Source organism: Stenotrophomonas sp. YJH_SMC_40 (genome assembly GCF_059368615.1).
Map to the genome: position 1 here is coordinate 287,730 of NZ_JCAFRX010000006.1, position 25,267 is coordinate 312,996.

At 68.0% G+C, this 25,267-nt stretch carries 21 protein-coding genes; 8 read left to right on the top strand and 13 right to left on the bottom strand.

Features of this window, described 5'->3' with window-relative positions; translation table 11 throughout:
* Positions 1–70: 70 nt before the first annotated feature.
* The 4 genes from plsB to AC5P6X_RS13810 all read right to left on the bottom strand — a co-directional run bounded on the left by plsB (position 71) and on the right by AC5P6X_RS13810 (position 5,730).
* The gene (gene plsB / locus AC5P6X_RS13795) at positions 71–2,707 is read right to left on the bottom strand and encodes a glycerol-3-phosphate 1-O-acyltransferase PlsB (protein ID WP_005407500.1); all 2,637 of its coding nucleotides are present in this window, start codon (positions 2,705–2,707) and stop codon (positions 71–73) included.
* Positions 2,707–3,660, bottom strand: coding sequence for a hypothetical protein (locus tag AC5P6X_RS13800; RefSeq protein ID WP_005407499.1), 954 nt, complete (start codon positions 3,658–3,660; stop codon positions 2,707–2,709). The genes plsB and AC5P6X_RS13800 overlap by 1 nt, the downstream gene beginning before the upstream one ends.
* Positions 3,661–4,084: 424 nt before the next feature.
* Entirely contained in the window at positions 4,085–4,810 is a 726-nt protein-coding gene (gene pyrF, locus AC5P6X_RS13805) for an orotidine-5'-phosphate decarboxylase (protein WP_049449742.1), read from the bottom strand.
* On the bottom strand, positions 4,807–5,730 hold the full coding sequence (locus AC5P6X_RS13810; RefSeq protein ID WP_021202272.1) for a 5'-nucleotidase, lipoprotein e(P4) family: 924 nt from the start codon (positions 5,728–5,730) through the stop codon (positions 4,807–4,809). The genes pyrF and AC5P6X_RS13810 overlap by 4 nt, the downstream gene beginning before the upstream one ends.
* Before the next feature lie 101 nt (positions 5,731–5,831).
* Here AC5P6X_RS13810 and AC5P6X_RS13815 point away from each other — a divergent pair, with 101 nt between their 5' ends.
* On the top strand, positions 5,832–6,485 hold the full coding sequence (locus tag AC5P6X_RS13815; RefSeq protein WP_005411818.1) for a YceH family protein: 654 nt from the start codon (positions 5,832–5,834) through the stop codon (positions 6,483–6,485).
* Between the two features lie 78 nt (positions 6,486–6,563).
* Here the strand turns inward: AC5P6X_RS13815 and AC5P6X_RS13820 are convergent, their stop codons facing one another.
* Together AC5P6X_RS13820 and AC5P6X_RS13825 are read right to left on the bottom strand one after the other, a co-directional pair.
* A complete protein-coding gene (locus tag AC5P6X_RS13820) occupies positions 6,564–7,088 on the bottom strand; it encodes a GNAT family N-acetyltransferase (protein WP_033834574.1) in 525 nt (174 codons plus the stop codon).
* Between the two features lie 260 nt (positions 7,089–7,348).
* Positions 7,349–9,325 carry a UvrD-helicase domain-containing protein gene (locus AC5P6X_RS13825; RefSeq protein WP_012478687.1) on the bottom strand — a complete coding sequence of 659 codons (1,977 nt, stop codon included), beginning with the start codon at positions 9,323–9,325 and terminating at the stop codon, positions 7,349–7,351.
* 99 nt (positions 9,326–9,424) lie between these two features.
* On the opposite strand from AC5P6X_RS13825, the gene AC5P6X_RS13830 reads away from it, so the two are divergent.
* Genes AC5P6X_RS13830 through AC5P6X_RS13840 form a run of 3 tightly spaced genes read left to right on the top strand, consistent with a single transcriptional unit; the run spans position 9,425 to position 11,554 of the window.
* Positions 9,425–10,153, top strand: a complete 729-nt coding sequence (locus AC5P6X_RS13830; RefSeq protein ID WP_005411816.1) for an SEL1-like repeat protein — start codon at positions 9,425–9,427, stop codon at positions 10,151–10,153.
* A gap of 39 nt (positions 10,154–10,192) precedes the next feature.
* Positions 10,193–10,924 (top strand): SEL1-like repeat protein, encoded by a 732-nt coding sequence (locus AC5P6X_RS13835; protein ID WP_088437007.1) that lies wholly within the window; start codon positions 10,193–10,195, stop codon positions 10,922–10,924.
* Between the two features lie 9 nt (positions 10,925–10,933).
* Positions 10,934–11,554, top strand: coding sequence for a thymidine kinase (locus AC5P6X_RS13840; protein ID WP_005407490.1), 621 nt, complete (start codon positions 10,934–10,936; stop codon positions 11,552–11,554).
* 546 nt (positions 11,555–12,100) lie between these two features.
* On the opposite strand, the gene AC5P6X_RS13845 is transcribed toward AC5P6X_RS13840, so the two are convergent.
* From AC5P6X_RS13845 to AC5P6X_RS13860, 4 genes are all read right to left on the bottom strand, one after another.
* Positions 12,101–13,705 (bottom strand): OpgD/OpgG family glucan biosynthesis protein, encoded by a 1,605-nt coding sequence (locus AC5P6X_RS13845; protein ID WP_012478684.1) that lies wholly within the window; start codon positions 13,703–13,705, stop codon positions 12,101–12,103.
* 106 nt (positions 13,706–13,811) lie between these two features.
* Entirely contained in the window at positions 13,812–14,624 is an 813-nt protein-coding gene (mutM, locus tag AC5P6X_RS13850) for a bifunctional DNA-formamidopyrimidine glycosylase/DNA-(apurinic or apyrimidinic site) lyase (RefSeq protein WP_005407488.1), read from the bottom strand.
* A 19-nt stretch (positions 14,625–14,643) separates the two neighbouring features.
* Positions 14,644–14,976, bottom strand: coding sequence for an EF-hand domain-containing protein (locus tag AC5P6X_RS13855; protein WP_005407487.1), 333 nt, complete (start codon positions 14,974–14,976; stop codon positions 14,644–14,646).
* The gene (locus AC5P6X_RS13860; protein WP_049449737.1) at positions 14,973–16,175 is read right to left on the bottom strand and encodes a DesA family fatty acid desaturase; all 1,203 of its coding nucleotides are present in this window, start codon (positions 16,173–16,175) and stop codon (positions 14,973–14,975) included. Before AC5P6X_RS13860 ends, AC5P6X_RS13855 begins: the two co-directional genes overlap by 4 nt.
* 151 nt (positions 16,176–16,326) lie before the next feature.
* On the opposite strand from AC5P6X_RS13860, the gene AC5P6X_RS13865 reads away from it, so the two are divergent.
* Positions 16,327–17,148, top strand: coding sequence for an ABC transporter ATP-binding protein (locus tag AC5P6X_RS13865; RefSeq protein ID WP_033833536.1), 822 nt, complete (start codon positions 16,327–16,329; stop codon positions 17,146–17,148).
* 166 nt (positions 17,149–17,314) lie between these two features.
* Here the strand turns inward: AC5P6X_RS13865 and AC5P6X_RS13870 are convergent, their stop codons facing one another.
* The gene (locus tag AC5P6X_RS13870; RefSeq protein ID WP_329755817.1) at positions 17,315–18,517 is read right to left on the bottom strand and encodes a DUF4785 domain-containing protein; all 1,203 of its coding nucleotides are present in this window, start codon (positions 18,515–18,517) and stop codon (positions 17,315–17,317) included.
* A gap of 11 nt (positions 18,518–18,528) precedes the next feature.
* On the bottom strand, positions 18,529–19,407 hold the full coding sequence (locus AC5P6X_RS13875; RefSeq protein WP_005407483.1) for a lipase family protein: 879 nt from the start codon (positions 19,405–19,407) through the stop codon (positions 18,529–18,531).
* Positions 19,408–19,669: 262 nt separating this feature from the next.
* Between AC5P6X_RS13875 and AC5P6X_RS13880 the strand changes: the two genes are divergently transcribed.
* A complete protein-coding gene (locus tag AC5P6X_RS13880) occupies positions 19,670–20,509 on the top strand; it encodes an acid phosphatase (protein WP_285310132.1) in 840 nt (279 codons plus the stop codon).
* A gap of 112 nt (positions 20,510–20,621) precedes the next feature.
* On the opposite strand, the gene AC5P6X_RS13885 is transcribed toward AC5P6X_RS13880, so the two are convergent.
* The gene (locus tag AC5P6X_RS13885) at positions 20,622–22,892 is read right to left on the bottom strand and encodes a TonB-dependent receptor (RefSeq protein ID WP_043035292.1); all 2,271 of its coding nucleotides are present in this window, start codon (positions 22,890–22,892) and stop codon (positions 20,622–20,624) included.
* 158 nt (positions 22,893–23,050) lie between these two features.
* Here AC5P6X_RS13885 and AC5P6X_RS13890 point away from each other — a divergent pair, with 158 nt between their 5' ends.
* Both AC5P6X_RS13890 and AC5P6X_RS13895 read left to right on the top strand, forming a co-directional pair.
* Positions 23,051–24,067: a TIGR00266 family protein gene (locus AC5P6X_RS13890; protein ID WP_329755816.1), complete on the top strand. Its 1,017-nt coding sequence runs from the start codon at positions 23,051–23,053 to the stop codon at positions 24,065–24,067.
* Between the two features lie 184 nt (positions 24,068–24,251).
* Entirely contained in the window at positions 24,252–25,238 is a 987-nt protein-coding gene (locus AC5P6X_RS13895; RefSeq protein ID WP_329755815.1) for a patatin-like phospholipase family protein, read from the top strand.
* Positions 25,239–25,267 lie beyond the last annotated feature (29 nt).

The following is a 25,267-nucleotide window of genomic DNA, read 5'->3' on the forward strand; positions in this document are numbered from 1 at the left end:
CCAACCCTGGTTGGCACGGCTGGAAGGTGTGGACCAAGGTCCACACCCACCGCAGGACCCGGCGCTGCCTTCAATCCTGCGGCGCCGGCTCGTCCGGGCGTGCCGCTTCCGGGCTGACCCGTTCGATGGTGTGGCGCAGTTCGCGGCCAAGGATGAACTTGGCGTCCTTGGCCCAGGCATCCAGGCGCTCGTCGAACAGCAGCTTGCTGTTCTCGTCCGGCCACACCAGGCGCAGTTCGCGCAGCTTCTGGATGAAGCCGCGGAACAGGGTTCGGTCGAAGAACTCCGGCGCGGCCGGTGCATAGAGCAGGCTCAGACGCTGCGCCGCCTGCTGGCACAGGCTTTCCAGCTCGGCCGCACCCAGCACGCCCGGGCCGTTCTTCACCAGCACCGAAATGGCGATGTAGTAGCGCTCGAAGGCCTGCTGCAGCGAGTGGCCGATCGCACGCAGGCGGAACACCTCGTCGGTCTGCCCGGTGTTGCGCGCCAGGATGCCGCCGTCGTCGTCATTGACGTTCTGCAGCAGGCCCTCACGCACGAACACGTTGATGGTCTGGTCGATGCGCTGTGCGAATTCGTCCTCGCTCCACGGCAGGAACAGCTCGGCCTGCAGGAACGGGTACACCGTGCGGCCCAGCTGGACCAGGCCGGTACGGCTCATGCGGCGGTTGTTCTGGAAGCAGCAGGCCACCCACGACGAGGCGGTGAACAGGTGCAGCACGTTGTTGCGGAAGTAGCTCAGCAGCACCGCGGTATCGCCGCTGACGCTGAGCACGTCGCCCAGCGGGTGCTTGATGCGGGTGAGGACGTTGATTTCCTCGGCGTGGGCGATGATCCGCTCCGGCGAGTGCGGGGTCACCGTCACCCGGTCCGAATACGGCATCTCGACCAGCAGCGTCTTGCACAGCTCGATCTGCGCGATCAGGTCGGCCTCGCCCATCGCGTGCTTCGGCGTGGACAGCAGCGCCAGCGCCAGCAGGTTGATCGGATTGACGTCGGCGGCGCCGTTGATGCGCACCTGGATGCGTTCGGCCAGCGTGTCCACCGTGGTCGACAGCCACGCCGGTTTTTCGTCCTCGGAGACCGCCTCGCCCTTCCACTCCGGCGCCTTCTCGGCCAGTACGTCGTTCAGTGCGATCGGTTCGCCGAAGTTCACCACCACCTGGCCGTAGTTCTGCTTGAGCACCTTGGGGATGCCCCACAGCAGCGACCAGATCGATTCCTTTTCCTTCGGCCGGCCGGACAGTTCGTCCAGGTAGCTGCCGCCCTCCATCAGCTTCTCGTAGCCGATGTAGATGGGCTGGAACAGCACCGGCTTGCGCGGCTGGCGCAGGAACGCACGCAGCGTCATCGAGATCATGCCGCCCTTGGGCTGCAGCAGTCGGCCGGTACGCGAGCGGCCGCCTTCGACGAAGTACTCCAGCGAGTAGCCGCCGGCCACCAGCTGCGCGACGTACTCACTGAGCACGGCCGAGTACAGCGCGTTGCCACGGATCGAGCGGCGGATGAAGAACGCACCGCCCTTGCGCAGCAGGGTGCCGACCACCGGCAGGTTCAGGTTGATGCCGGCCACGATGTGCGGCGGCACGATGCCACGGTCGTACAGCAGGTAGGACAGCAGCAGGTAGTCCATGTGGCTGCGGTGGCTGGGCACGTAGACCACTTCGTGGCCCGGCGCGGCGGCCTTGAACTTGTCCAGGTGGTGCACCAGCACGCCCGCATAGATGCGGTTCCACACGTGGCTGAGCATGAAGCTGGCCGAGCGCACCACCGGGCTGGAATAGTCCGCGGCGATTTCCCAGGCGTAGGCGTGTGCCTTCTTCCAGGCATCGGCCGTCTTCGAATTGTCGCGCTTGGCCTGCGCGGCGATCGCTTCGCGCACCGGTTCGGCGGCCAGCACCTGGTCCACCAGCAGGCGACGGGTCGACAGGTCGGGGCCGATCACCGATTCACGGATGCGGCGGAAATGGGTGCGCAGCACGCGCTGCAGCTTGCGTACCGTGCGTTCCGGCTCCAGGCCTTCGTCGATGATGGAACGCAGCGAGATCGGCGGCGCGAAGCGGACGATGGTGCTGCGGCCATTGAGCAGCACCGCCAGCAGGCGGCGGAAGCGGCCGACCAGCGCCCAGTTTTCCGAGAACAGCACCGCGAACCAGCCGCTCTGCTTGTCCGGCGCGCGGCCGACGAAGATCGACACCGGCACCAGGTGCACGTCCAGGTCATCGCGCACGCGATGTGCCTGCAGGACCTTGGCCAGCGAATCGGAATGGGTCTTGGCACCGCGCTGCTCGGGGATCAGCGAATTGCTGGAGCTGCGCCGCGACAGCGCCAGGTAGGCGCGCTTGCGCCCGGTCGGGTCACCGGCCAGCGGCACCAGCGGCGACGGCAGGCCGGCCTGGCGGCAGGCCTTGTCCAGGATCAGCGCGTTGGACAGGCCGTAGTCTTCCAGCACGTACATGACCGGGCGGCCATCGTTGTACTGGCCCGGGTCTTCCGGCTCGATCTTCAGCGACAGCCACGGCTCGACCAGGCGGCCCAGCAACCGTGCCCACAGTGGGCGTCGGCCGGCCGGACGCGCGTGCGCGGGCGGCGGTACCGGGTTCGGGCCGGTACCGGTCGAGGGGGACGCCGGCACCGTATCGGCGGGCGTCGACTGGGATTCTTCGCCGGGGAACGGCAGCGGGTTCTGTTTCGACATCGGCGCCATTATGGCTTAGGCGGCGGCGTTGCCGCTTCCCCACCCTCGGCGGGGGCTTCAGCCGGTGACGGCGACGCAGCGGCGCGGGCCGCATCGGCCTTGCGCAGCAGGGCGTCGGTATCGGCCAGGGTGCGGGTCAGGTACCAATGGCCTTCGCGGCGGCTCAGCGGCAGCTGCAGGCTCATCTCGCGACCGGCGAGGTCGTAGCGCAGGCGTACCAGGGCGTTGTCACCTTCCACCGACAGCAGTTCGCCGCGCACGCTGCGCAACGCGTCGTCCACGCCCAGCCCGTAGCTGCCCAGCACCGCCTTGAGGGTGTGGATGAACGGCGCCAGCTGCGCCAGGCTGCCTTCCATGCCCGCGGCCTGCAGGCCGGCTTCGTCGTCGAAGCCGACCTTGTTGGCGGCGCCGACCAGCGCGGCGATGGTGCTGCGTGCGCGGGCCCGGTCACTGATCGGGGCACCCTGCGCCCAGCTGGCCAGGGTTTCGACCAGGGCGATGTAATGCGCCTGTTGGCCAGGCGTATAGCCCTTCTGGTGGCGCAGGTACTGCACACCGAAGTTGCCCATCGATTGCGCGGCCTGGCGAACCGCGCCGGCCTGTCCGGCCAGCTGGCGATCGAAGCTGCGCTGCAGTTCGGCGCTGGCGTTGGGCTTGCGCAGTGCGGCCAGCATCGGCAGCAGCTGGTCGCCCAGCGGCAGTTCGGTCAGCGGCCACTGGCTGTGGCCTTCGGTCCAGGCCTGTTGCAGGCGCTGGTACTGGCTGGGCGGCACCGACAGCTTTGCATAGCCGACCAGATCGTCCTCGGCCAGGCGCAGCGCCATGGCCTGCACCGCCGCGACCGGCTCGGCCGCCGGCTTGGCCGGGTCCTGGGCCGATTCACGACACGCCGCCACGGCCAGCAGCAGCATGGCTGCCAGCCCCCATCCACGCGCAGACCTTCCTCGCACTGCCACGCTCATGCACTCGGACTCCCCGGACCGGTCCGCATCTTGCGGCCTGTGACGTGACAGCGGCAAGCCGGGACGTCACGGTTTCCGCTGTTGCTTGTGCAAGTCACTGATGGGAATAAAAAAAGAGCCGGGATCACGGGGATCACAGGCTCTTCAAACCGGCGCAGGGCCGGTGGACAGTGTTGTGGCACATGTCCGGTCCGAGGACCGGATGGCGGCGATCCTACGCTGGCGTTCAAGTTAAGGCAACACTTCACGTAGTGCGGCCTAAATTATTGATTTTATTGATCGTCCTGATGCCTGGCATGGAGACCATGAAATCTACGGCAGGTTTTGCGGCGATTCGGGCACAACCGCTTGCTGGACGGATGCAGAAACGCCATCCCGCGCGGGTCGGGATGGCGTTCGGGCCTGCAGCCTGCGCAACGGAATCTCAGCGCGCAGCCAGCGCCGACGCGATTTCCTGCTGGATGGCCCGGGCCGCGGCCTGCGGATCGGTGGCCAGGCGGATCGGACGGCCAACCACGATGGCATCGGCGCCATCGGCAAAGGCCTGGGCCACGCCAACGGTACGCTTCTGGTCATCGCCGACCGGGCCACCGGGGCGGATGCCCGGGCAGACGATCGAGAACCCGGCGCCGGTAGCGGCGCGGATCGGGCCGGCTTCCTGGCCTGAGGCGATCACGCCAGCGATACCGGCCGCCTGCGCGGCCAGCGCGCGTTCGACCACTACGTCCACCGGTTCACGGTCGATGCCCATCTGCGCCAGGTCCGGGCGGCCCATCGAGGTCAGCACGGTCACCGCCAGCAGGCGCATGTCGCTGCTGTTGGCGGCGGCGCAGGCTTCCATCATCGCCGGGTGCCAGCCGTGGATGGTGGCGTAGCTGACCGGCCACTGCGACAGGCGCTTGATCACCGCCGCGGCAGTGGCCGGGATATCGAAGAACTTCAGGTCGACGAACACGCGCTTGTCGCGGCGGGCCAGCTCGTCCAGCACCTGGAAGTACTCGCCCGACGCCAGCAGTTCCATGCCGATCTTGTAGAACGCCACGCTGTCGCCAAGGCGGTCGACCCACTCCAGCGCCTGCGCGCGGTCAGGCACGTCCAGCGCGAAGATCAGGCGCTCGTCATCGCGCAGCGGCAGCGGCGCGCGGCTCACGGCGCGTAGTCCAGGGCTGCGCGCTTGGCGTCGTGGCGGGCCTGGCGCGACTGGCTGTAGTCATTGTTGAACTGCGCCGGCTCGAAACCGCCGTAGGTCGGGTTCGGCAGCATCCACCAGCGCTCGCCGAACCAGTCGTGGTACTGCTGCAGCAGGGCGTCACGGCCTTCGTTGGTGTTGGCGGTCACTTCCACGAAGTCGCCCAGCTGGTCGCCGAACTGCATCAGCACGCGGTACTTCTGCCCGGCCAGGCGGCGGCGGCAGTTCTTCTCGCTGCCGGCCTGCTCGCAGCCTTCGACCACGGTGCCCAGGCCCAGGAACACGCTGTCATCGGCCACCGGCAGCCCCTGCTCGCGCAGGTTGGCCAGGGTCGCGTCCTTCAGGTGCACGGCGCGGTTGGAGATGTACAGCAGGGTTACGCCCTTGGCGTTGGCGGCCTTGGCGAAATCGACCACGCCCGGAATGGCCTTGGCCTTCTTTTCGGCCACCCACTGGTCCCAGCTCAGCTCGTCGTATTCCTTGCCGTCGCGTACCAGGCGCGCCTGGTAGGGCGAGTTGTCCAGCACGGTCTCATCCACGTCCAGCACCACGGCCGGCTTCAGGCCCTTGGCCTCGTTGCCGCGTTCCTCCGGCACCAGCGCATCCCAGTGCGCTTCCTTCAGCGCGGCGTCCAGGTGGTCGGCGGCGGCGCGGTAGGTCTGCTCGGTGATTGCCTTGTACTCCTGCGCGCGCTGCATCCACAGCACGGCGTTGAGATTGTCGTTGGCGGTCGCATCAAGCGCGCCATCAGCCTTGGCAGCGGCGGCCGGGGCCTCCGGGGCAGCGGCTTCGGCAGCAGGCGCATCCACGCGCTTGCAGGCGGACAGGCCCAGCGCCGCAGTGGCGAGCAGGGTCAGGGACAGGGAAACGGGACGACGCATGGATTCACCGGCAATCAGATATACCGGCGCATTTTACCGGCAAAGGCGGCCCCGGGACGGCTATGCTTGGCGGTTGACCCGTTGCCCTTCCGGAGGCCGCCATGACCGATTCCGTCCAGACCCCCGACGTCCCCCTGCTCGACGCCGTGCAGGCCCGCCTGCTGGGCTGCCTGGTGGAAAAGGAGGCGACCACGCCGGACACCTATCCACTGACGGTCAATGCCGCCCAGTCGGCTGCCAACCAGAAGACTGCTCGTGAGCCGGTGATGAACATCGATGCCGGCAGCGTGCAGCACGCGCTGCGCCAGCTGGAGGCGTTGGGCCTGGCCCGCCAGCACTTCTCCTCGCGCGCGGACCGCTACGAGCACCGCCTGCAGGCCGCTCTGGACCTGACCCGGCAGCAGACCGTGCTGCTGGCGCTGCTGCTGCTGCGTGGGCCGCAGACCCTGGGCGAACTGATCACGCGCAGCGAGCGCCTGCACCGCTTCGCCGACGCCGACGAAGCCCGCCACGCCATCGAGCGCCTGCAGCAGCGCGCGCTGCTGGTGGTGCTGCCGCGCGCCAGTGGGCAGCGCGAAGACCGCTACATGCACCTGCTGTGCGGTGAAGTGGACGGTGCGGCGCTGGCGGCCAGGTACGCCAGCAGCGGCGGTGGCAGCAGCGATGCAGCCGACCCGGGCCTGGCCGAGCGCGTGGCGCAGCTGGAAGCGGCCGTGGCCGAACTGCAGGCACAGCTGGCCGAACTGCGCGGTTGAAGGGGTGGGTGCCGACCGTTGGTCGGCACTGCATCTGAATCGTGCCGACCAACGGTCGGCACCTACCAACATCAGGGGTCAGACCTGCGCCGCACCCGGCGTGGCATACAACCGGCTCGGGCTGTCCACGCCCGGCAGCTGGATCACCCCGCGCTCCTGCATGCCCAACCCCAGCAGGATCTTCCCGGACACCACGTTGTCCAGATCGGTGATGCCATACAGATCGTGCAGGCCCAGCCCAGCGCGCGCATGCGCGAACACTGCCCGCGCCGCCTCACCGGCATAGCCCTGCCCGGCGAATTCCGACAGCACCGCATAGCCGATGTCCGGACCCGGCAGCCCATCACGCCGTACCAGTCCGGCATTGCCCAGCCAGGCACCGTCGGACAGCCGCTCGATGGCGTACATGCCGAACCCGTTCAACGCATAGCTGTGCAGCACACGCAGCGCGATGTAGTCCCGCGCCTGCTCCTCACTGCGCACATTGCGGTCGCCAATGAAGCGCACGAAGCCCGGATCATTCAACAGCGCCAGCATTGGCGCCGCATCGCGATCAGGCTCGATCGCACGCAGGCGCAGGCGTTCACTCTCGATCGGTTGCACAGGTGGACCTCCAGCCGAAACCCCGATTCTGCCTCAACCCCGGCTGCTGCTTTTGATTTTCTTTGCATTGCCGTGGAAGGAAGCGCCCGGCATCTGTCAGAGGCCGATCGGGGTGGGTTCGCGGGGGTATCCGCGCCATGGATGGCGCGGCTAAGCCCCCAGGGACGGGTTCACGGCGTCCCCCGCGAACCCACCCCGATCGGGCACACTGCGGAACCAACGCGTGCCCCACCACGGAGGGGCGGCGCCGTTGGAGCGCCCTAGTCGAACAATGCCTCGATCGCCGCCAACCCCGCACTCGCCCGTTCCTTCTTGCGCGCCGCATCGGCCACCGGATCAGCGCCATCACGCTGGATCTCCTCGGCCGGGATCTCATCGAAGAACCGGCTCGGCTTCAGCCGCACATGCTCACCGAACTTGCGCGTCAGCTTGCTGTAACTCATCCACAGCTGGATCTTGGCGCGGGTGATGCCCACGTACAGCAGCCGCCGCTCTTCCTGCAGGTTGCCCTCGTCCAGGCTGACCTGGTGGGGCAGCACGCCATCCTCGCAGCCAACGATGAACACGTACGGGAATTCCAGGCCCTTGGAGGCGTGCATGGTCATCATGCGCACCTGGTTGCCGCCCTCGTCCTTGTCGCTGCGTGACAGCAGCGCCAGCTGGCCGGCCAGGTCGGCGGCGGTGGCACCGCGCGGGCCGCCCTCGAACCACTGCGCCAGCTCCTCGATGTTGTTGGCACGGCGCTGGTAGCTGGCCTCTTCCTTGGCCTGCTGGCGCAGTTCGCTGAGCAGGCCCGATTCCTTGGCGACCTTGCGGATCATGTCGCCCGAGGTGACCTGGCGCATCTGCGCGCGCAGGTCGCGCAGGATGTCGGTGAAGCGGGCCAGGCTGTTGGCGGCGCGAGGCGGCAGCTGCTGCAGGGCGCCGATCGCCTCGGCAGCCTGCGCCATCGGCATGTCCTTTTCCTGCGCCAGCTCGGCCAGCCTGGCCAGCGTGCCGGCACCGACGTCGCGCTTGGGCGACTGCACCGCACGCATGAACGCGGTGTCGTCGTCTGGATTGACCAGCAGCCGCAACCAGGCCAGCGTGTCCTTCACTTCCTGGCGCTCCAGGAACATGGTGCCGCCGGTCAGGTGGTAAGGGATGCGCAGCAGCTGCATCGCCTTTTCCAGCGGGCGCGACTGGAAGTTGCCGCGGAACAGGATGCAGAAATCACTCCATGGCACGTTGCGCGACTGCGCCACGAAGGCGATCTCGGCCGCGACCTTTTCCGCCTCGTGTTCGCTGTTGCGGCATTCCCATACGCGGATGCGTTCGCCGTCGGCCTGGTCGCTCCACAGCTTCTTCAGGTGCTCATGCGGGTTGTTGGCGATCAGCGCATTGGCGGCGCGCAGCACGCGGTTGGAGCAGCGGTAGTTCTGCTCCAGCTTGATGATTTCCAGCGCAGGGTAGTCGCGCCCCATCTGCTGCAGGTTTTCCGGGTTGGCACCGCGCCAGGCGTAGATCGACTGGTCATCGTCACCCACGCAGGTGAAGTTGCCCTTGTCACCGGCCAGCTGCTTGAGCAGGCGGTACTGCGCGTCGTTGGTATCCTGGCATTCGTCCACCAGCAGGTAGCCGATGCGCTCGCGCCAGGCCAGCGCGATCTCCGGATTTTCCTCCAGGATCTGCACCGGCAAACGGATCAGGTCATCGAAGTCGACCGCGTTGAACGCCGTCAGGCGCAGCTGGTAGCGCTCGTAGACGCTGGCCGCTTCCTTCTCGCGGTTGCTGCGCGCGGCGGCCATCGCCTGCTCGGGCGACAGGCCGGCGTTCTTGGCGCGCGACACCAGGTTCTTCATGTCCTCGATGTCGTCGGGCTTGGCCCCGTACATCAGGTCCTTGATCTGCGCAGCGGCATCATCGGCATCGAAGATCGAGAAGCCACGCTTCAGGCCCACGGCCGCGTGTTCGATCTGCAGGAACTTCAGGCCCAGCGCATGGAAGGTGCAGATGGTCACCTCGTCGGCGTCCTGCTCGCGCAGGCGCTTGGCCACACGCTCGCGCATTTCCTTGGCCGACTTGTTGGTGAAGGTGATCGCTGCGATGCGGCGTGCCGGATAGCGGCCGCTGCCGATCAGGTGGGCGATCTTTTCCACGATCACGCGCGTCTTGCCGCTGCCCGCGCCGGCGAGCACCAGCAACGGACCTTCGATATGCAGGACGGCGGCGGCTTGAGGGGGATTGAGACCGTGCATGGGAATGGGATTGTAGCGGGGCCGCAGCGGGCGGACCTGACTTGCATGCACGCCGTTCCTAAGCTATTGATTCGCCACCGGAGCACTGGAGCCAGGTGCATGCGCCCGACCGCCCCTGCCGCCCTGCTGGGCACCCTGCTGTTGCTGCTGGCGCCGTTGGCTGCCCGCAGTGCGGACTGCGCGCCCGATGCTGGCGCATCGTTGCGGTCGGCGCTGATGACCCCGGGCTTCCTGCAGGCTCATCCTGACCTGCACTGGCGCGAGCTGGGCCTGCAGTCGTGGCGCCAGGGCCGGCCCGATCATGCGCTGGTGCGTTTCAAGCGGGCGGCCGCGCACGCCGACAAGCTGTCGCAGTCGCTGGTCGCGCGCATGTACCAGGAAGGCACGGGTACCGCCCCTGATCCGGTGCTGGCCTACATCTGGATGGACCTCGCCGCCGAACGCGGCTACCGCGACCTGCTGCTGGAGCGCGAGCGCTACTGGAACCGCCTGGATGCCGCGCAGCGGCAACGGGTGCTCGCCGAAGGACCGGCGCTGTATGCGGCCTACGGCGATGCCACGGCCAAGCCGCGCATGGAGGCTGCCATGCGCGTGGACCGCAGCCGCATGACCGGCAGCCGTACCGGCTGGGTCAGCTCGATGCTGCAGGTGGAACTGTCCGACGGTCCGGAAGCCGGCTGGCCCACCCGTGGCGATGACTACTATCGCGATGCCTACTGGGACCCTGCGGCGTACTGGTGCATGCAGGACCGCATCTGGGAACAGGAATTCCGCGGCCGCAGCGTCGAGGTCGGCCCACTCAGCCCCGTGGAAGGCGCGGGGCGCTGACGTTCGTATTCCATGGTCATTGCCAGGAGGGCGAATCATATGAAAGCGAAGCAAGCTCCACTCTTCTGCCTGCTGCTGGGCCTGTCGATGGCCGCTGCCGTGACCGCCAGGGAATGCCCGGTGGAGGCCCCGCGGCAGATCCCGCCAACCGTCCTGACCGGAGGCTTCTTCGATGCCCATCCGGACCTGTTCTGGCGCAGCATGGCCCAGCGGGCCGAACGGGACAGACAGCCCGCCAGGGCGCTGGACTACTACAAGCGTTCGGCGCGCTACGCCGACAAGTTCTCCCAGGCCATGGTGGCGCGGCTGTACCAGGAGGGCGTCGGTACCCGGGCCGATCCGGTGATGGCCTACATCTGGATGGACCTGGCCGCCGAGCGCATGTATCACGACTTCCTGGTGCTGCGGGAGCACTACTGGGCACGCCTGGACGCACTGCAGCAGGCACAGGCGATCGAGCGCGGCCAGCAGGTCTATGCCGACTATGGCGACCGCGTGGCCAAGCCTCGCATGGAGCGCGCCCTCAGGGACGGCCGCCAGCAGATCACCGGCAGCCGCCTCGGTTACGTGAGCTCCGGCCTGATCGTCGTCCAGCGCCGCGGCAACGAGCAGGGCATCGTGACGCCGGGCAGCATCGTCTACGACAACGACTACTGGCGCGCCGCCGACTACTGGTGCCTGCAGGACAACTACTGGCGCCCCGCGCTGACCCCCAGCGTCGAGATAGGACGGCCGGACAAGGTCCGCGACGACAAGGCGGTGGACGACTAGAATTGGGCGATGGCCAAGCTCTATTTCTACTATTCGGCGATGAACGCCGGCAAGACCACGACCCTGCTGCAGAGTGCGCACAACTACCGCGAACGCGGCATGCGGGTGGCGATCCTGACCCCGCGCCTGGATGATCGTGCCGGCGCCGGCGTGGTGGCCTCGCGTATCGGCCTGCGTGCGGACGGCATGGCCTTCGACCGTGACACCGACCTGCAGCACTGGGTCGAACAGGACCTAGCCGCCAACGGCCCGATGGGCTGCGTGCTGGTGGATGAAGCGCAGTTCCTCACGCGCGCCCAGGTCTGGCAGCTCAGCGAGGTGGTCGACCAGCTGCGCATTCCGGTGCTGTGCTACGGCCTGCGCACCGATTTCCGCGGCGAGCTGTTCGAGGGCAGCCAGTACCTGCTGGCCTGGGCCGACGAGATGCAGGAGATCAAGACCATCTGCCACAGCGGGAAGAAGGCGACGATGACCGTGCGCGTGGACGAACATGGCCATGCGGTGAAGGATGGCCCGCAGGTGGAGATCGGTGGCAACGACCGCTACGTGTCGGTCAGCCGTGCCGAGTTCAAGAAGATCACCCGCGGTGAAGGGCGGATCGATCCGGCGCAGGCGCCCCTGCCGCTGTAGAGCGGTGTTCGGCAGGGCTGCGCCCTGCACCCGCGGTAGTGCCGGCCGCTGGCCGGCAACAGCAACAGCAAGAGCTGGCATTGCGTGTGATGGCGGGGCGGTGTCGGACTGCGGGGACGCTGCAAGTACGTCCTTGTAAGCTTGGCAGCCGCATCCATGCGGCTGACACCCCGCACTCCGACACCGCCCCACCTCTGACAGTTTCACGCGGCTGTTGGTGGGTGCCGACCGTTGGTCGGCACATCTGTCAGATATCGAAATTCATCTATCGAAATTCATCTGGGGTCAGAGCCCGTTGCGCAGCAACGGGATCCGACCCCGTGCTCCGACAGATCGCGGAGGTCTGTCGAAGGCGGGGTGGGTCCGGTGGCGGGAGTGTCCGCGGCATGGATGCCGCGGCCAAGCCCCCATGGACGGGTTTACGGCGTCTCCCGCCACCGGACCCACCCCACCTACCCTCAGGAAACCAGCTTCTGCTTCGGCCGTTGCTGTTGCTTTGACCTCGGCAGGTGCAGGGCTGCAAGCCCTGCAAACCCAACACCCCTCTCAGTACAGCGTGCGCTCCGGCGCACCGGCCGGCGGCGGGGTGTACTGGTACAGCCAGGTCTCGGTCAGGGTCTTGCCGCCACTGCGCAGGAACAGGCGGATGTCGATCTGCTCGGTACTGCCCTCCGGCGGCACCAGGTCGAACATCGCGCGGTAGCCGTTGATCTCGCGCAGCGGACGCGCCGACACGATCTCGACCCGGCCGCGGCTGGCTTCCACCACCGCCTCGACCTCGCCCTTGTCGATCAGCCTGGCCAGCTCGCCACCTTCGAAGTCCACCGCGAAGCGCCAGCTGAAGTACTCGCGCTTCTTGCCGACCACGCCGCCCAGGCCGGTGCGGCTGGCCACGCAGTGCGCCAGCGGCGGCCGTGCCGGCGGTTCGGCACCCCAGTACAGGCGGTAGCCGACCAGCAGTTCCTGGCCCGGCTGCGGTTTTTCCTTCGGGTTCCAGAACGCCACGATGTTGTCGAAGGTCTCGTCCACGGTGGGGATCTCCACCAGCTGCACCGAGCCCTCGCCCCATTCGCCCTTCGGCTCCACCCACAGGCACGGGCGCTTCTCGTAGAACACGCCGTCATCCTGGTAGTGGTCGAAGTTGCGGTCCCGCTGCAGCAGGCCGAAGCCGCGCGGGTTGCGGTCCACGAACATGTTGAAGCGCAGGTTGCGCGGGTTCAGCAGCGGCCTCCAGATCCATTCGCCGGCACCGGTCCACAGCGACAGGCCGTCGGTGTCGTGGATCTCCGGGCGCCAGTCCCAGGCCATGCGGCGGTCGTTCTCGCCCACCTGGTACATGCTGGTGCACGGGGCGATGCCCAACCGCTCGATCGCCTTGCGCGGGTACAGCGCGCTGTCGATGTCCATCAGCAGCACGTCGCCATTGGTGATCGCGAAGCGATAGGCGCCGGCCACGCTGGGCGAATCCAGCAGGCCGTAGACCACGATCGTGTCCGAATCAGCCGAGGGTTGTTCCAGGTAATAGGCGATGAAGTCCGGGAATTCCTCCGGCTTGCCCATGCCGGTATCGATTGCCAGGCCACGCGCGGACTGGCCGTACTGGCCTTCCTTGCCGACCGCGCGGAAGTAGCTGGCGCCGAGGAAGGCGGCGAAATCGCGATCGGTGTCCTTGCGGGTGTTCAGGCGGAAACCGGCGAAGCCGAGATCGGCCGGCAGCTCGCCGTCCTTGATGCCGCTCTTGCCGTAGTTGAAGGCCGCGCCGTCATAGGCCAGCTCCTGCGCCTTGCCGTCGACCACGTCGAACATGCGCACCGGCGAATGGAAGTACAGGCCCAGGTGGAAGAACTTGGCCTGGAACTTGCCCGGCTGGTCGGCCCACAGCGCATGGTCCTGGCGGTAACCGATCGACTGGTACTGGTCCCAGTCCAGCCCTTCCAGGCGGCCCGGCAGCACCCGCTTGTGGCTCTTGTAGGGCGCCTGTGCCAGCGCGCGGGCCTGGCCCTTCAGGGTGGCGAAGTCGAACGGCTGCGGTTGGCCGAGGCGGCGCAGGCCCATCTGGCCGCTCCTGCTGGCCGCGCACGCGGGCAGGGACGGCAGGCCGAATGCAGCCAGGGCGAGGGAGGCATTGCGGATGAAGTCGCGTCGTTGCATGCAGGCGCGTCAGGCACAGAGGGGAAGGTCGGCCATCATAGGCAGACAAACGTTAACGGGCAGCGGAGACGTGCCCTGCCCGTTCAGCTGCCGCTGGCCGCCCGCCTCAGCGCTGGCAGTGGCTGCACCAGACGCTGGCGCGCTGGCCGATGGTGGCGTGCTTCAGCGCGCGGCCACAGTTCGGGCACGGCAGCCCGTCACGGCCGTACACCAGCAGTTCCTGCTCGAAGTAACCCGGCGCGCCATCGGGGCTGATGAAGTCACGCAGGGTGGTGCCACCACGGGTGATGGCGTAGCCGAGGATCTCCTTCACCGCATCGGCCAGCCGCTGGTAGCGCTCGCGCGAGATTTTCCCAGCCTCGCGCAGCGGACTGATGCCGGCCTTGAACAGGCTCTCGGCGGCGTAGATGTTGCCCACGCCCACCACCACCGCCTGGTCCATCAGGAAGGTCTTCACCGGCGCGCTGCGGCCACGGCTGCGGGCGAACAGGTAGTCCCCGTCGAAGGCATCGTCCAGCGGCTCCGGGCCCAGCCCCTGCAGCAGCGGGTGGACTTCGCCGGCCGGCTGCCACAGCAGGCTGCCGAAGCGGCGCGGGTCGTTGAAGCGCAACAGGCGGCCGTTGTCCAGGCTGATATCCACATGGTCGTGCGCGCGCAGCGGGGTATCGCCGGGCAGCACACGCAGGCTGCCGGACATGCCCAGGTGCAGCACGGCGCTGCCGATGGCGGTGTCCAGCAGCAGGTACTTGGCGCGACGGCGGATGTCCTCGATGCGCTGCCCCGGCAGCAGCTCGGCCACTTCCGGCGGAATCGGCCAGCGCAGGTCGGCGCGGCGCAGGATCACGCCGTGCACGCGGCGGCCCTGCAGGTGCGGCGCCAGGCCGCGGCGGGTGGTTTCGACTTCGGGCAGTTCAGGCATGAACCGATTCTACGCCCGCTCAGCGTGGCGGCGCCGCCAGTTCACGGGCATCCAGGACACCATCACCGTTGGCATCCTGCTTATGGAAGCGCTGCACGATCACCTGCCGCTGCTGCTCGCGGCGGATCGCCCTGCCCTTGCCACCGGGCAGCTCCTCGGCGCTCAGCACGCCATCGCCATTGCGGTCCATGCGGTCGAAGGCATACAGCATCCACTGCACGTACTCGGCCTCGCTGACCTTGCCGTCGCCATCGCTGTCCATCCGCTGCAGGTAGCTGGCGGTATCGGTGACCTGGGCCAGCGCCGCACCCGGCAGCAGCACCGCCAGCAGAACGCCGTACCCTGCCCTCACGCGCCCACCAGGCTGTAGCCCTTCAATCGCGCAGCGTAGGCCTGCAGCGCCGCGATTCCGCTTTCCTCGGCCTCGCGGCACCAGGCCTGCAGCTGGTGCAGGCGCTCGGCGGCATCGTGGCCGCGGGCCTCGAGCAGCGCCGCCAACCGCGCGCGGTACTCGACCAGGGTGCGGATGCGCGGGCGCTGTGCCACCCATTCGCTGAGCTGGGCACGACTGTCCGGCTTCAGCCAGCGGCCATCGTTGACCAGGCCACGGCGCAGCCGGCGCGGCAGCAGGCGCCGCAGCTTGGCCCCAGCGTGGGCGGCTTCCTCGCGCAGGGCCGGCATGAACACGTTGCGCTGGTAGTCGGTCATCGCCTGGAAGCGGTGCGAGAGCAGCGCCTTCAGGGTCTCGGCATCGGGCACGGCGATGTTCGGGCGTACGTCCATGGCCGGTGCAACGCGAAGCACCTTGGCCAGACGCAGCGCCTGCAGCAGGCGGATCGCACTCCAGCCGATGTCGAACTCCCAGCGCCGCATCGCGAAGCGCGCCGAGCTGGGGAAGGCATGATGGTTGTTGTGCAGCTCCTCACCACCGATCCAGAACCCCCACGGCGTCAGGTTCGTGGAGGTATCGGCCGATTCGTAGTTGCGGTAGCCCCACCAGTGGCCCAGGCCATTGACCACGCCGGCCGCCCAGAACGGGATCCACGCCATCTGGATCGCCCACAGGGCCACGCCGGGCAGGCCGAACAGCACGCTGTTGATCGCCAGCAGCAGCACCGGGCCCAGCGTGGCGTGCGGGGTATACAAATGGCGCTCGATCGCATCATCCGGGGTACCGCGCCCGTACTGATCGATGTCCGCGCGCATGCCGCGTGCCTCCCGGTACAGCTCCACGCCGTGCCAGAACACCTTGCCGATGCCGCGGGTGACCGGGCTGTGCGGGTCGTCCTCGGTCTCCACCTTGGCGTGGTGCTTGCGGTGGATGGCCACCCACTCGCGGGTGATCATCGAGGTGGTCAGCCACAGCCAGAAACGGAACACGTGGGCCAGCGCCGGGTGGAAATCGACGCCGCGATGGGCCTGGCTGCGGTGCAGGTACAGGGTCACCGAGAAGATGGTGATCTGGGTGAAGACCAGCAGCACGCCCAGCATGGCCCACCAGCCGAGGCCGAGCACACCACCGGTCAACAGGGACATCAGGGCATCGGGCATGGCGGCTCTCCGTATCGACGCGGGGATGGCAGACATCATGGGCGCTTGCGTTGCAAACTGCATCCCTGCGGCGGTGATTGCCACCGTCATCCGTGGCACCGTTCACAGTTGGGGACCTGAGTTGTCGAGCCTTGATCCACGCGCCAGCACCATGACCGCCGCCCCGCCCCTGGCGGAGCTGCCCCCCTTGATCGAACTGGACCGCGCCACCGTGGTGCGCGGCCAGGTGAAGGTGCTGCACGGGCTCAGCCTGCGCATTGCGCAGGGCCAGCACACCGCCCTGCTCGGCCCCAACGGCTGCGGCAAGTCGACCTTCATCAAGCTGATCACCCGCGAACTGTATCCCCTTGCACAGGGAGACGGCTCGGTGGCGGTGAAGGTGCTGGGCCAGAACCGCTGGCAGGTGGACCGGCTGCGTTCGCAGCTGGGCATCGTCACCGGCGACCTCAGCAGCAACCTGGCCGACATGCCCGGGCTGACCGTGGAACAGGCGGTGCTGTCCGGCTTCTTCGCCAGCTACGTGGTGCCGGCCTTCCGCGAAGTGACCGCCGACATGCGCACGCGCGTCGGCGAGACACTGGCGATGACCGGCGCCCTGTCCCTGCGCGAACGCGCCTATGCCGAGCTGTCGGCCGGCGAGACCCGCCGCGTGCTGATCGCCCGCGCGCTGGTCAATCGGCCGCAGGCACTGCTGCTGGACGAACCCTCCACCGGGCTGGACCTGGTCGCCCGCGAGCAGCTGGTGGCGACCATGCGGGTGCTCGCCCAGCAGGGCATCACCCTGGTGCTGGTGACCCACCACATCGAAGAGATCATTCCCGAGATCGAACGCGTAGTGCTGCTGCGCGACGGCCGTGTGCTGGCTGATGGCACCCGTGCCGAACTGCTGCGCAGCGCGCCGCTGTCGGCGGTGTTCGGTGGCGCGATCACCGTATGCGAGCAGGAAGGCCGGCTGACCGCGTACGCGGGGTGAGGCGGAGCCCTCGGGGGAAACAAGGGGCCTGGAAACCGACAGGCCTAGGAGACCGACTCTACCCCGTCGTGATGTCATTCCCGCCGTCACGCCATTCCCGTCGCGATGCCATTCCGTCGCCATGCCGGTGCAGCGGGCCGGATGTTCCGGCCCGCCACCGCCTTGCTCAGAACCTCAACGCCAGCGCGCGTGACTCGATCGGTGCCATCCGGCTCTGATCCTGCAGCTGCAGGTCGCGCAACTCGTACGGCGCACCGAACCCAACCGGCAACGCGGCCTGGTCGAACGGCAGCACCAGCTGGCCCGCGCCCGGTCCATCGAACCACGCGGCCGCGTGCGCCTGCGCCACCGGCTTCAGCTGGCCATCGCGGCCGGTGGCATACAACGTGCCACGCGCCTCGTAACGACCGGCGGCGGCCACCTGCAGCGGCAGCGCTACCTGGCGGCTGGCCGGGTCCGGTGCCGCCTGGCCACTGAAGCGCGCAGTGGGCCGCGCCACCGCGAAGGCCACCTTGCCATCGCGCAGCACACCATCGGCCTGGGCGAACACCTGCAGTTCCCACAGCCCCTGCACGTTGCCGACATCAGCCGGAATCCGCACCTGCGCACGCAGGGCACCGTCGGTGGTGCGCAGCAACCGCTGCGGCCAGCTGCGGCCATCGGGCGCGACCAGCAGGGCTTCACCGCCCAGGCCGCCACGACGCGAGGCCAGCTGCGCGGTGGTGGCGCCGTCTTCCAGCAGGCGTGCCTGCAACTGCACGTTGCCACCGGCCAGCACCTGCGCCTGGTTGGCCTGCACTTCCAGCCGCAGCGGGCTGTTCGGCTCCAGCACCTGCACCACGTAGCGGCCCTGTGCCTGCGCGCTCTGCAGCGTGTACGCACCGGCGGCACTGGTCGCGCCGGTGCGCAGCATGCTGCTGCCATCCCTCACCGGCATGCCGGCCTGCTGCAGCGCGCGCGCGTCGACACTGCGGGCCACGCTGCTGCGGCCCGCCGGATCGCGCACTTGCAACGCATTTGCCGGCACTGCCCGCGCGCCTTCGGCCGGGCTCAGCTGGATCACCGCGTCGGGCGCCGTCAGCGGCAACTCCAGGCCGCGTTGCAGCTGCGCGCCATCGACCTGCTGCCAGTAGCTGCGGCTGACCGAGGCATACGGCATGGCCGCCTGCAGCGATTGCGCCGGGTCCAAGGCCCAGGCGAAGGACAGCGGTGCGCGTTCGCTGTCATCGGCGGGCAACGGCGCGGCAACCAGCGCCGCGGGCACCTGGTCGCCTGCGCGGGCGGCCTGCAGCGGCTGCGCGGCCTGCGCTGCGGAAAGGGACAATACTGCCAGCACGGCGCCGGCCAGCAGGGTGGATTGAATCGTCATGGTCGTCTCCCTCACTGGGTCAGGTCGTTGCGCAGCAGGGTGCCGAGGCCGAAGCACTCGCGGCGGCTCTGGTTGTGGCTGAGCGGTTCTGCGCCCTGGGTACGCGCCTTGTCGGTGAACCAGGTGGTGCCGGCGGCCTTCTGGCTGCTGCACTCCAGGAAGCCATCGGAGCAGGACGACAGCCAGTTCTGGGTGAACTCCAGGCCGACGTTGGCGGCATAGCCGCCGCAGTAACTGTTGCTGTCCCACACCGCCGATTCCACGTCGCTGCCGACCACCGCGCGGAACGGCTTGGGCAGCGCCGGGCGACCGGCCGTGCCATACAGGTTCTGCGCGTTGTAGGTGGCCATGCTCGCCACCTGCTGCTGGCGCACCGCGTCGTTCTTGTAGCCCAGCAGCCAGCCCAGCGAGGTTTCAAAGGTGTTGCCGTTGAGTACCGCATCGGCCAACGGCGTACCCGCCGAGGAAGGTGCCAGCGCGGTGACCTTGCGCACCGTGCGGATGATCTTCGGATAGCGGCTGTCGTAGGTCGGGTTGGACAGGATCCAGCGCACCACGTTGCCGCCGTTGGAATGGGTGATCACCACCAGCTGGGTGATGCCACGGCTGTCGATGAAGCTGGTCAGCTGGTTGGCCAGGCAACCGGCAGCTTCGGGCTTCCACATGTACTGGGTGAAGTCACAGTTGATGACCACGTAGTTGCTGCTGTTCGGCAGGCCCTGGCGCACGGTGTCGATGATCGCCGGCTGCCAGTAGTCCTGGGTGGCGTTGGTCTGCGCGCCGGTGCCATGCACGAAGGCCACGCCGACCACGTCGGCGGCCTGCGCCGGCGCTGTTGCAAGCCCGAGGAGCAGGGCCAGGACGGTACTTCCTGTTGCGGTGCTGCGCATCGCTTCTCTCCCTCTGTCTTCGGATCCCCCCGACCCGGCTGGAACTGGACGGCCCTGGCGCTTGCCGTTGTGCCGATGCTCGCGGTGCAGCGGCGTGAAAGTCCGTGCGCTGCGCCCGGAATCAGGAGACTGACGTCAAACGATGACGCTTTTCATATCGCGACAATGACCATGCCGGGTCTGGCCGTATGACCGATGGCCACTGCAGTGTCGTATGGGGGCTGCGATCATGGCGCGTTGTTTTCTCTCCCGGAGCCTGTCCATGTCGCTGATTTCCCACCCTGCCCGCCCGCTGCTCGGCCTTGCCGTCGTCGCGGCCCTGGCCGGTTGTGCCGCCACCGCCACCAAGCCGACCGCCGTCGAAGCCAACATCACCACCAAGGCGGTGGGCTATCTGGACAAGAGCGCGGTTCCGGCCAGCCTCGACCTGGTACCGGCACCACCGGTGGCCGGTTCGGCCGCGCTCGCCCTGGACGAGCAGGTCAGCCGCGAAGCCCGCGCGCTGCGTGGCAGCCCGCGCTTCGCCCAGGCCGGTGTCGATGCGGAACTCGGTTTCCCCGAAGGCGCCAACCACTTCTCCTGCGCCGCCGACATCGACGTCGATGCGGTGAAGACCCCGGCGCTGTATCGCCTGCTGGAGCGCAGCCGGATCGACGCCAGTGCGGCGACCAAGGCGGCCAAGAACCACTACCAGCGCCCGCGCCCGTTCATGGTCAATGGTGAACCGACCTGCTCGCCGAAGGACGAGGAAGGCCTGCGCAAGAACGGTTCCTACCCGTCCGGCCACACCTCGATCGGTTGGGCCTGGGCACTGATCCTGTCCGAGATCGCGCCGGACCGCGCCGATGCCATCCAGGCCCGTGGCCGCAACTACGGCGAGAGCCGCCTGGTCTGCAACGTGCACTGGCAGAGCGACATCCTCGAAGGCCGCTTCATGGGCGCCGCCGCCGTGGCCCGCCTGCACGACAACGCCGCGTTCAACAAGGATCTGCTGGCCGCGCGCAAGGAGATCGCTGCCGCGCGCAGGGCCGGCCTGCATTCGAGCCGCGACTGCGCGACCGAGAATGCGGTGCTGAAGGTGCGCCCGCAGAGCGCGCTGTAAGCGCGCGCCGGATCACTCGTTGCCGGCCAGCGGCCGGCACTACCAATGGGCGTAAGGAAGAAGGGCCGGCATTGCGCCGGCCCTTCTTCATTGCATCAACGCAGCCACCGCATCAGAACTTCGCGGTGAACTCCACGCCCCAGGTACGCGGCTCGTTGAGGAAACCGGTCAGGTTGTTGAAGTCGATCGCACCGACCACGCGGGTCTGGTTGGTCAGGTTGCGGCCGAACACGGCTACGTCGTACTGGCCGTAATCCCAGTTGTAGCCCAGGCGCAGGCCGCCTTCGAGCGAACTACGGCCGCGGAATTCCGGCGACTCGTAGATGAAGAAGTTCACCGCGCTGCGGTAGGCCCAGTCCGTGTAGGCGTACAGCTCGCTGCCATCGCTGAGCGGGAAGCCCACGCGCAGGGTCGCGTTGTGGATCCACTTCGGCGCCTGCGGCAGCGGGTTGCCGTTCACCAGCGCATAGGTCTGGCCGTTGATCACCGTGGTCGGGTCGTTGATGGTGCAGCCACCGCCGCAGATCGCAACCGCCAGATCCTTGTCCTTGATCTCGGTGTCGTTGTAGCTGCTGCCGAAGGTCAGCAGGACGTTGTCGGCCAGGTAGGCTTCCAGGTCCAGTTCCACGCCCTGGCCGATGGTCTTGTCGGCGTTGAGCAGGGTGGCGGTGTTGTTGCTGCCACCCACCGCGATCAGCTGCTGGCCATCGACGTTGTAGCGGAACACGCTCAGGCCCAGGCGCGCGCGGCGCTCGAACAGGTCGGCCTTGATGCCGGCTTCATACGAGATGACCTTCTCCGAGTCGGCCTGCGACAGGCCCGGCGCGAAGGCCAGGCGGCCCTGGATCGACGGTGCGCGGAAACCCTTGGCCACGCGGGCGTAGGCGTTGATGTCGTCGGTCAGCTTGTAGACGCCGCTGACATCCCAGCTGACGTCGTTGACGTCGGTGTTGGCCAGGTACGGGCCGCTGACCGGGGTGCCGAACGGAACGGCCTGCAGCACGCTGGCGCTGAAGTCCTTCTTGTCCTGGGTGTAGCGCACGCCGGCGCGCAGCTTGAAGCGATCGGTGACATCGAAGTCGCCCGAAGCGAATACCGCCCACGCCTTGTTGCGCTGGTTCTGCACCACGTGGCCGGTCTGTGGATTGCCCGGGGTCAGCGAGTCGTAGTTGAAGTTGTTGATGGTCACGTCTTCATCGAAGTAGAAGACGCCGGCCTGCCAGTCGAAGCGGCCCCACTCGTTGGACTCGATCCGCACTTCCTGCGTCCACTGGCGGTGGTGCGGCAGGCCGTCGGCCGACTCCGACGAGAATGGAATCAGGCCCGGGCCGTAGTTGCCGGCACCGAGGAAGGCCGCACCGTAGCCGCCGTCGATGTCGCCACGGTTGAGCGATTCGGCGGTCTCGTAGCCGGTGATCGAATGCAACGTCACCGAGCCGAGGTTCCACTGCAGGCGCGCGCTGCCGCCCCAGGTTTCCAGGTCGGAGAAGTTGACGCCGTCGTTGGCCACCTTGTCGCGGTCGAAGTTCTCGACCAGCGAATTGCCACCCTTCTGGATGATGTTGGCGCGGAACAGGCGGGCGGTGCCGTTGAGCTTGCGCTTGTGCAGGTTGAACAGCGCTTCGAAGTCGTCGCCTTCGTACAGGAACTGCACGCGGCCGGCGGCTTCGTCATAGCCTTCGAAACCACTGTTGGGGGCACCGGCGCGGGTGTTGTCGACCCAGTCATCGCGGCGCTGGTAGATCGCCGAGACACGTGCCGACCAGCGGTCGGTCAGCGGGCCGCCGTAGGCGCCCTGAACGTTCCAGCTGTTGTAGCTGCCGTAGCCCACGCGCACGTAGCCGTCGGCATCCTGCGACGGTCGCGCCGAATCGAACTTGACCACGCCGGCCGGGGTGTTGCGGCCGAACAGCGTGCCCTGCGGGCCACGCAGCACTTCCACGTTGGCCAGGTCGAACAGCGGGAAGCCCTTCAGCAGCGGGCTTTCCTGCACCACGTCGTCATACACCAGCGACACCGGCTGCGAGGCATTGAGGTCGAAATCGGTGTTGCCCAGGCCACGGATGTAGAAGCGCGGGAAGGCACGGCCGTAGGACGACTCGATGTTGAGGCTGGGCACGCGCGCGGCCAGGAAGCGGATGTCATCGCCGGCCGAGCCGAGCACATCCAGCTTCTCGCCCTGGATCGCGCTCAGTGCGACCGGTACGTCCTTGGCGTTCTCGACGCGGCGCTGCGCGGTCACCTGCAGGGCATCGAGGGCAACCGGATCCTTGGCGGCGGGGGTTTCCTGAGCGGCTGCTACCAGCGGCAGCAGGGCGGAAAGAGCGGCAACGAGGGGGCGCGCGACCGGAAGGCGGCCACGGGAAGTACGGGTCGGGGACATGGCGGTAGGCTGTGTTTGGAGGGGTGGTAAAACGGCGCTACCAGATAATTGGTGCAATACAGCACCTACGCCGCAAATGCCCGCCGTTCATGGCCCCGTCGCCGGCGCCCCCGGGCGCTCGCTAGACTCGGGGTTTCCAACGCGACGGACCCGCCGCCATGACCCAGTGGTACTTCCATGCCTCCGCCCAGGCCGAGCGCATCGGCCCGCTTGATGACGAGGCCGCGCGCCGCTACGCGCAGGCCAATCCGCGCGCGCTGGCCTGGTGCCAGGGCATGAGCGGGTGGACGCCGATCGCCGAGGTGGCCGAGCTGCAGGCGCCGGCCCCGGGCATGCCCAACACCCCACCGCCGGTCCCCGCCGGCGTCAGCGGCCGCGCCGACGACATCGAGTTCCGCATCGTCGGCCATGAAATGCAGTTCGTGGAGATCGAGCTCGACCCCGGCGAGAGCGCCATCGCCGAGGCCGGCGCATTGATGTTCAAGGACGCCACGGTACAGATGGACACGGTGTTCGGCGCCGCCAACGGCGACCAGGGCGGCGGCTTCATGGGCAAGGTGATGGCCGCCGGCAAGCGCGTGCTGACCGGCGAGAGCCTGTTCGCCACCGTCTACACGCAGAGCGGGCACGGCAAGGGCAAGGTCGCCTTCGCTGCGCCCTACCCGGGCACGGTGCTGGCGATGAAACTGGACCAGCACGGCGGCCGCCTGATCTGCCAGAAGGACAGCTTCCTGGCCGGTGCGCGCGGCGTGCAGATCGGCGTGCAGTTCCAGCGCAAGATCATGACCGGCCTGTTCGGTGGTGAGGGTTTCATCATGCAGAAGCTGGAAGGCGACGGCTGGGTGTTCATCCACGCCGGCGGCTGCGTGGTGGAACGCGAGCTGGCTGCCGGCGAGCGCCTGGACGTGGATACCGGCTGCGTGGTGGCCTACCACCCGACCGTGGACATGGACGTGCGCCGTGTTGCGGGCATCAAGAGCATGCTGTTCGGCGGCGAGGGCGTGTTCCTGGCCACGCTGACCGGCCCAGGCAAGGTCTGGCTGCAGTCGCTGCCGTTCTCGCGCCTGGCCGGCCGCATGTGGATGGCCGCGCCGCAGGGCGGTGGCCAGAACCGCGGCGAGGGTTCGGTACTGGGCGGCCTGGGCCGGATACTGGACGGCGACAACCGCTTCTGACCGCCTCCGGTCGTGCCGGCCGCTGGCCGGCAGCCCCATGGACCGTTGCCAGTTTCCCTATGGTTGCCGGCCAGCGGCCGGCACTACCTTTATGAATGGGCGATATTTCCCACCCTGCCCGCCCCGCCACGGCTTCGGTATGCTGGCGCCCTTTCCTGAATCCGGCGCCGCGAGCGCACTGCCGATGAGCCTGTTCCGCCCCCGCATGCTGCTGTCCGTCGCCCTGATCGGCCTGCTGGCCGGCTGCGGTGGCGATCCGGTCCGCCCTACGCCGCCGCCGGCGCCGACCGTGGTGCCACAGGCCAAGCCGGTGAAGATCGGCATCGCACTCGGCGGTGGCGCGGCCAAGGGCTTTGCCCACATCGGCGTGATCAAGATGCTGGAGGCCAATGGCTTCGAACCGGCGGTGGTGTCCGGCACCAGTGCCGGCAGCGTGGTCGGCGCGCTGTACGCCAGCGGCATGGACGCGTTCCAGATGCAGAGCAAGGCGGTGGCGCTGGATGAAGCCAGCATCCGCGACGTGCGGCTGTTCTCCGGTGGCCTGGTGCAGGGCCAGAAGCTGCAGGACTACGTCAACGAACAGGTTGCCAACCGTCCGGCCGAACGCCTGAAGAAGCCGTTCGCCGCCGTCGCCACCCAGCTGGAAACCGGCGAGCGCGCGATCTTCGTGCGCGGCAACGTCGGCCAGGCGGTGCGTGCGTCGAGCAGCATTCCCGGCGTGTTCGAACCGGTGAAGATCGGTGGTCGCAACTACATCGATGGCGGCGTGGTCAGCCCGGTACCGGTGGATGCCGCGCGCCAGCTCGGCGCCGACTTCGTGATCGCCGTGGACATCTCCAGCAAGGCCAGCGGCAAGGCGCCGACCGACATGCTGGGCATCGTCAACCAGTCCATCTCGATCATGGGCCAGCGCCTGGGCGAACAGGAACTGGCACGCGCCGACATCGTCATCCGGCCGAAGGTGCTGGACATCGGCGCTGCCGATTTCAGCCAGCGCGGCACGGCGATCCTGGAAGGCGAAAAGGCCGCGATGGCCGCGATGCCGCAGATCCGCGCCAGGATCCAGCAGCTGCAGCGCGCACGCGCCGCCGCAGCGGCACCGGTAGCTGCCCCCAAGTGCGAGGAAGCCTCGCGCCTGGGCAAGCTGATGGGCCGCAAGGACAAGTGCTGATCCCTTGATGCCTGGCCACCGGGCATGCC